The 5,536-nt window shown below is 71.3% G+C and carries 6 protein-coding genes; 3 read left to right on the top strand and 3 right to left on the bottom strand.

The genetic code is table 11. The annotated features are described in order from the left end of the window. From ftsY to D180_RS06980, 3 genes are all read left to right on the top strand, one after another. Positions 1-1,023: signal recognition particle-docking protein FtsY (gene ftsY / locus D180_RS06970; protein WP_017912225.1), on the top strand; the 1,023-nt coding region annotated here is incomplete at its 5' end. A 152-nt stretch (positions 1,024-1,175) separates the two neighbouring features. After that, positions 1,176-2,237, top strand: a complete 1,062-nt coding sequence (gene mutY, locus D180_RS06975) for an A/G-specific adenine glycosylase (protein WP_017912226.1) — start codon at positions 1,176-1,178, stop codon at positions 2,235-2,237. A 44-nt stretch (positions 2,238-2,281) separates the two neighbouring features. Then, positions 2,282-2,560, top strand: a complete 279-nt coding sequence (locus D180_RS06980; protein ID WP_017912227.1) for an oxidative damage protection protein — start codon at positions 2,282-2,284, stop codon at positions 2,558-2,560. Positions 2,561-2,790: 230 nt separating this feature from the next. Here the strand turns inward: D180_RS06980 and D180_RS06985 are convergent, their stop codons facing one another. The 3 genes from D180_RS06985 to D180_RS06995 all read right to left on the bottom strand — a co-directional run. Next, positions 2,791-3,309 (bottom strand): DUF6491 family protein, encoded by a 519-nt coding sequence (locus D180_RS06985; RefSeq protein WP_017912228.1) that lies wholly within the window; start codon positions 3,307-3,309, stop codon positions 2,791-2,793. A gap of 115 nt (positions 3,310-3,424) precedes the next feature. Further along, positions 3,425-4,336, bottom strand: a complete 912-nt coding sequence (locus D180_RS06990) for a M48 family metallopeptidase (protein ID WP_017912229.1) — start codon at positions 4,334-4,336, stop codon at positions 3,425-3,427. A 57-nt stretch (positions 4,337-4,393) separates the two neighbouring features. Continuing rightward, the coding region (locus tag D180_RS06995) for a formylglycine-generating enzyme family protein (protein ID WP_017912230.1) at positions 4,394-5,536 on the bottom strand (1,143 nt) is incomplete at its 5' end.

The following is a 5,536-nucleotide window of genomic DNA, read 5'->3' on the forward strand; positions in this document are numbered from 1 at the left end:
GTGCCGCAGCCGACGCCCGCCCCCGCCCAGCCGCCCGTCGCGGTGTCCGTGCCTGCCGCCGACGCCGACCTGGTGCGCAGTGATGCCCTACCCGCCGCCCCGGCCGGCAAGCCAGGCTGGCGCGAGCGTCTGCGCAACAGCAGCTTCGCGCGCAGCGTCGGCAGTCTGTTCTCGCGCAATCCCAAGCTCGACGACGACCTGCTCGACGAGATCGAGACCGCGCTGATCACCGCCGACGTCGGCATCCCCGCCACCACCGCGCTGATCGAGAGCCTGCGCAAGCGCATGAAGGCGCGCGAGTTCGCCGACGCCAGGGCGCTGCAGCAGGCGCTGCGCGCCGACCTGCTGGCGATCCTGCAGCCGGTGGCCAGGCCGCTGCAGATCGACCGCGACGCCAAGCCCTTCGTGGTGCTGACCGTCGGCGTCAACGGCGTCGGCAAGACCACCACCATCGGCAAGCTGGCCAAGCGCTTCAAGGACGAGGGCCACAGCCTGATGCTGGCCGCCGGCGACACCTTCCGCGCCGCCGCGGTGGCGCAGCTGCAGGCCTGGGGCGAGCGCAACGGCGTGACCGTGATCGCGCAGGGCCAGAACGCCGACGCCGCCTCGGTGGCCTTCGACGCGCTGCAGGCCGGCAAGGCGCGCGGCACCGAGGTGCTGATCGCCGACACCGCCGGCCGCCTGCACACCCAGACCGGGCTGATGAACGAGCTGGGCAAGATCCGCCGCGTGCTCGGCAAGCTCGACGCCAGCGCCCCGCACGAGGTGCTGATGGTCATCGACGGCACCACCGGCCAGAACGCGCTGTCGCAGCTGCGCCAGTTCCACGCCGCGGTCGGCGTCACCGGTCTGGTGGTGACCAAGCTCGACGGCACCGCTAAGGGCGGCGTGGTGTTCGCCCTGGCCCGCGAATTCGGCATCCCGATCCGCTTCGCCGGCATCGGCGAGCGCCCCGAAGACCTGCGCGTGTTCGACGCCGAAGCCTTCGTCGACGCGTTGCTGCCCGACGCCTTGGGCGGCTGATGCAAAGCCCCTCTCCCACCGGGAGAGGGGTTGGGGTGAGGGTACGGCGCGAAGCGTCTCGCGGAATCAGGTCCCCGAGGCTTTGCCCGTACCCTCATCCGCCCCTTCGGGGCACCTTCTCCCGGCGGGAGAAGGAACGAGTTCCTGCCAGCATGCGCCAGCCCTCTGACACCTTCCCTACCCGCCTGCTCGCCTGGTTCGACCGCCACGGGCGGCATGACCTGCCCTGGCAGCATCCGCGCGGTCCGTACCGGGTGTGGCTGTCGGAGATCATGCTGCAGCAGACCCAGGTGGCGGTGGTCATCCCCTATTTCCTGCGCTTCCTGCAGCACTTCCCGACCCTGCCCGACCTGGCCGCCGCCGACAACGACGCGGTGATGGCGCAATGGGCCGGGCTCGGCTACTACGCCCGCGCACGCAACCTGCATGCCGCCGCCAAGCGCTGCGTGGAACTGCACGGCGGCGAGCTGCCGCGCGATTTCGAGGCCCTGCATGCACTGCCCGGCATCGGCCGCAGCACCGCCGGCGCGATCCTCAGCCAGGCCTGGAACGACCGCTTCCCGATTCTCGACGGCAACGTCAAGCGTGTGCTGACCCGCTACCACGGCATCGCCGGCTACCCCGGCCTGCCGGCGGTGGAAAAGCCGCTGTGGGCGCTCGCGCACGACCACGTGGCCGCCGTGCCGGACGGGCGCATGGCCGACTACACCCAGGCACAGATGGATTTCGGCGCCACCCTGTGCACCCGCGCCACCCCGGCCTGCGTGCTGTGCCCGCTGCAGGACGACTGCGTGGCGCGCCGCGACGGCCTGGTCGAGGCGCTGCCCACCCCCAGGCCGGGCAAGACCCTGCCCGAGCGCGAGGCGCTGGCGCTGCTGCTGGAGAACGCCGCCGGCGAACTGCTGCTGCAGCGGCGGCCGCCGACCGGCATCTGGGCCTCGCTGTGGACCCTGCCGCAGGCCGAGACCGACAGCGAACTGCGCGCCTGGTTCGACCGCGAGATCAGCGGCCGCGACTTCGATGCGGCCGAGCCGATGGCGCCGATCGTGCACACCTTCAGCCACTATCGCCTGCACCTGCAGCCATTGCGCCTGCGCAAGGTCGCCTTGCGCGACGCGGTACGCGACAATGACGACCTGCGCTGGGTGGCGCGCGCCGACCTGTCGGCGCTGGGCCTGCCCGCACCGATCCGCAAACTGCTCGACGGCCTCTAGCGCGCCAGCGCGCGCCGCCGCACGCACCGCCAGGAATTGTTGCCATGTCCCGCACCGTCTTCTGCCAGTACCAGCAACGCGACGCCGAAGGGCTCGATTACGTGCCCTATCCCGGCGAGCTCGGCAAGCGTGTGTTCGCGCACATCGGCAAGGCCGGCTGGCAGGCCTGGCTGGCGCACCAGACCATGCTGATCAACGAGAACCGGCTGTCGCCGCGCGATCCCAAGCACCGCGCGTTCCTGGAAGCGGAACTGGAGAAGTTCCTGTTCCAGGGCGGCGCCGACAAGCCCGACGGCTACGTGGCGCCCGACCAGGCCTCCTGAGCACCACCGCGTCGTCGCGTCACTCCCACGTACCGACGCTCAGACACCGCCAAGCGCCTGCGTTCGTCGCACCTCACCCGACCTCCAGGAGCGTCTTCAGCCGCGACACGGCCTTACCGGTAATACCCGTCGCGGCTGAAGCGTGCGCCCCGGAGCCATAAGGGCGTGCCGCACAGCACCTTGCAGTGCACCTGACGCAACAGGCTGCACCAGCAAGCGACGGTGCGACATCACCCTAGCCGCACCACCGCGCGCACCGCCTCGCGAATCCCGAATCCCGGCACTGCGTCAGCAGTGCCGGGCGCCTGCTGCGCCCGTTCCTGCACTTTGGCCTCGCGCAGTTCCTTCTCCGAGGTGCGCAGCGCCTTGACGTCGAGCGGGCGGATGCTGTCGATGCGGCACGGCAGGCGAATCGCGGCGGGGCCGCCGCCGAGCACCAGCACGTCGTCGAACTTCGCCGAGACCTGGCTGCCGAAATGGGTGATGGCGATGCTGGGGGCGAAATCCAGGTCCTGGCAGGTGCCGGCGAATTCCAGCAGATAGGCCTGGTTCGGGCGCGTCCACACCGCCAGCGCGCTGTCGCCGAGTGCGGTCCAGCCGCTGAGCCGGTTGAAGTACTGGAAGTCGCGCACCGGCGCACCGGCGTGGGCGCGGTACAGGGTCAGACGCTCGTCGTCGCTGAGCCGGTTGGTGGCGCAGCCGGCCAGCACGGCCGTGGCGACGAGGGAGGACAGCAGCAGGCGTTTCATGGCAGTGCTCCCGATGGTGTGGAGCGCATCATGCGCCCGCCGCCGTGCACGCGAGCGTGGATAAGCGCGCGGCGTTCAGCGACAAGGCAGCCAACGCGTGCAACGGCGGCAGCGCTTACTGCGAAGCACCACGCGCGGACTCGCAGAAGCGCTGCCGGTACTCCAGCGCCTTGGGCATCAGCGCCTGCAGGTTCTGGATGCGGGTGCCCGGATTGGGATGGGTGGAGGCGAACTCCGGCGGCGCCTGGCCGCCACTGCTGGCGCTCATCCGCTGCCACAGCGGCACCGCCTCGCGCGGGTCGAAACAGGCCGCCGCGGCCAGCATCAGGCCCACTTCGTCGGCCTGGGTCTCGTGGCTGCGCGCGTACGGCAGCAGGTAGCCATAGCCCATCGCCGCCATCGCCATCTGCTGCTGTTGCGGATCCAGGCCGCCGGCGGCGCCGGCCATCTGCCCGATCTGGGTCAGCTTCTGCTGGGCCATGCGCTGCGCGCCATGCCGCAGCAGCGCATGCGCGATCTCGTGGCCCATCACCACCGCCATCGCGTCGGCGTTCTTGGCCACCGGCAGCAGCCCGGTGTAGACCGCCATCTTGCCGCCGGGGAGGCAGAACGCATTGGCCTGGTCGGACTCGATCACGTTGACGTCCCAGTCGAAGCCGCGCGCGTAATGCTTGGCCTGCATGCCGTGCTCGGCGGCCAGCGCGTCCTCGACCACGTCGACCTTGGCGATCAGCCGCTGCGCGATCGCACGCACCTGCTGCGCCACCTGCGACTGCGGATCGACCGGATGTTCCTGCGCCAGGATCTCCTGGTACGCCTGCAGACCCAGCGCCTTCTCGTCCTCCACATTCAACGAGCGGTCGATCAGCACCTGCTCGCCGGTGTACGGATCCTCGCTGCGGTTGGAGAACCAGTAGAACCCGGCATACACGGCAAAGCCCAGCAGTACAAGCCAGCGCACCCCGCCCAGCGGTCCACGGCGGCCGCCGCCCGGTTCGCCGCCCTGGCGGCCGAAGACTTGGTTCATCGCACTCCCCCTCGCTGACTGGTGAGGCAATCTAGCGCCGGCACCGGCGCGGCGGCGTCAAATGCCGCGCACCAGGCGGAAGCCGACGCGTGCGCTGGTGCTGTCCGAATCCTGCATCAGCCGCCAGGCCGCGCGGGTCTGCTCCGGCGCATTGGCCCAGTTGCCGCCGCGCACCACCCGCGAGCGGCAGCCCGGGTTGTACCAGGCCGCGCCGTCGGCCGGCGCGCGGCGATAGCTGGCGTGCCAGCAGTCGGCGACCCACTCGCTGAGGTTGCCGGCCATGTCGTGCAGGCCCCAGGCGTTGGCGGAAAAACTGGCGACCGGGGCCGGGCCCCAGAAGCCGTCGGTGTAGCCGACGAAGGCATTGCGCCAGTGCCGCCCGCTGGGCGAGACGTCGCCGCCGCCGGTGAAGTTGCCGCTGCCGCGCGGCGGCGTGCCGGCGTTGCCCCAGGGATAGCGGCCGCGACCGCCGGCGCGCAGGGCGTATTCGAACTCGGCCTCGCTGGGCAGCCGGTAATGCCGCCCGGTCTGCTGCGACAGCCAGGCCGCATAGGCCTCGGCGTCGCGCACGCTGACGTGCATCACCGGGCTGTTCGGCACCGCCCGCGCGCCCTGGTAATCGGACTGCCAGTCAACGCCGTTGCGGCGCACGAAGTTGCCGCTGCGTTCGTCGTAGACGGTGGAATGGCCGCGGCGGGTGGCGCGCGGACGCGCATTGGTCGCCTCCACGAAACGGCGGAACTCGGCCACGGTGACCTCGGTGATCGACATGGCGAAACCGCGGTCGAAGCGCACGTAGTGCTGCGGCATCTCCGCTGGCGAGGCGCCGGGTTCGGTCTCGGCCGCGCCCATGCGGAAGCCGCCGTGCGGCACCACGATCATCTGCGGGCCGCGCCCGCCGTCGTGCATGCCGTCGGTGAACACCTGGCCGGGGCGGAAGCTGCCGTAGTGGGTGGCCAGGTCGATGCGTTCGCGCAGCATCGCCGCCACCGGGTCGCCGGGATCGGCGATGCGCAGCACGTCGCCCAGGCGCTCGCGCGCCGACTTCAATCCGGCCGGGGTGGCCAGATCGCGCAGGCCGGCATCGCGCAAGGCGGCGATGCGCGCCACCCGCACCTGCTCCACGCGCTCGCGCGCGTCGTGCACCGTGGGCGCATCCTCGCGCACCCGCGCCGCGCGCGCCAGCCAACTGCCGGCGGC

It is taken from the genome of Xanthomonas sp. SHU 166, from assembly GCF_000364685.1.
Lineage (GTDB): Bacteria > Pseudomonadota > Gammaproteobacteria > Xanthomonadales > Xanthomonadaceae > Xanthomonas_A > Xanthomonas_A sontii.

What these genes read in the sequence shown, in the direction of transcription:
- D180_RS06985 (WP_017912228.1), bottom strand. Translation starts at nt 3,309, where the DNA reads ATGAAACGCCTGCTGCTGTCCTCCCTCGTCGCCACGGCCGTGCTGGCC.
- D180_RS06980 (WP_017912227.1), top strand. Translation starts at nt 2,282, where the DNA reads ATGTCCCGCACCGTCTTCTGCCAGTACCAGCAACGCGACGCCGAAGGG.
- mutY (WP_017912226.1), top strand. Translation starts at nt 1,176, where the DNA reads ATGCGCCAGCCCTCTGACACCTTCCCTACCCGCCTGCTCGCCTGGTTC.
- D180_RS06990 (WP_017912229.1), bottom strand. Translation starts at nt 4,336, where the DNA reads ATGAACCAAGTCTTCGGCCGCCAGGGCGGCGAACCGGGCGGCGGCCGC.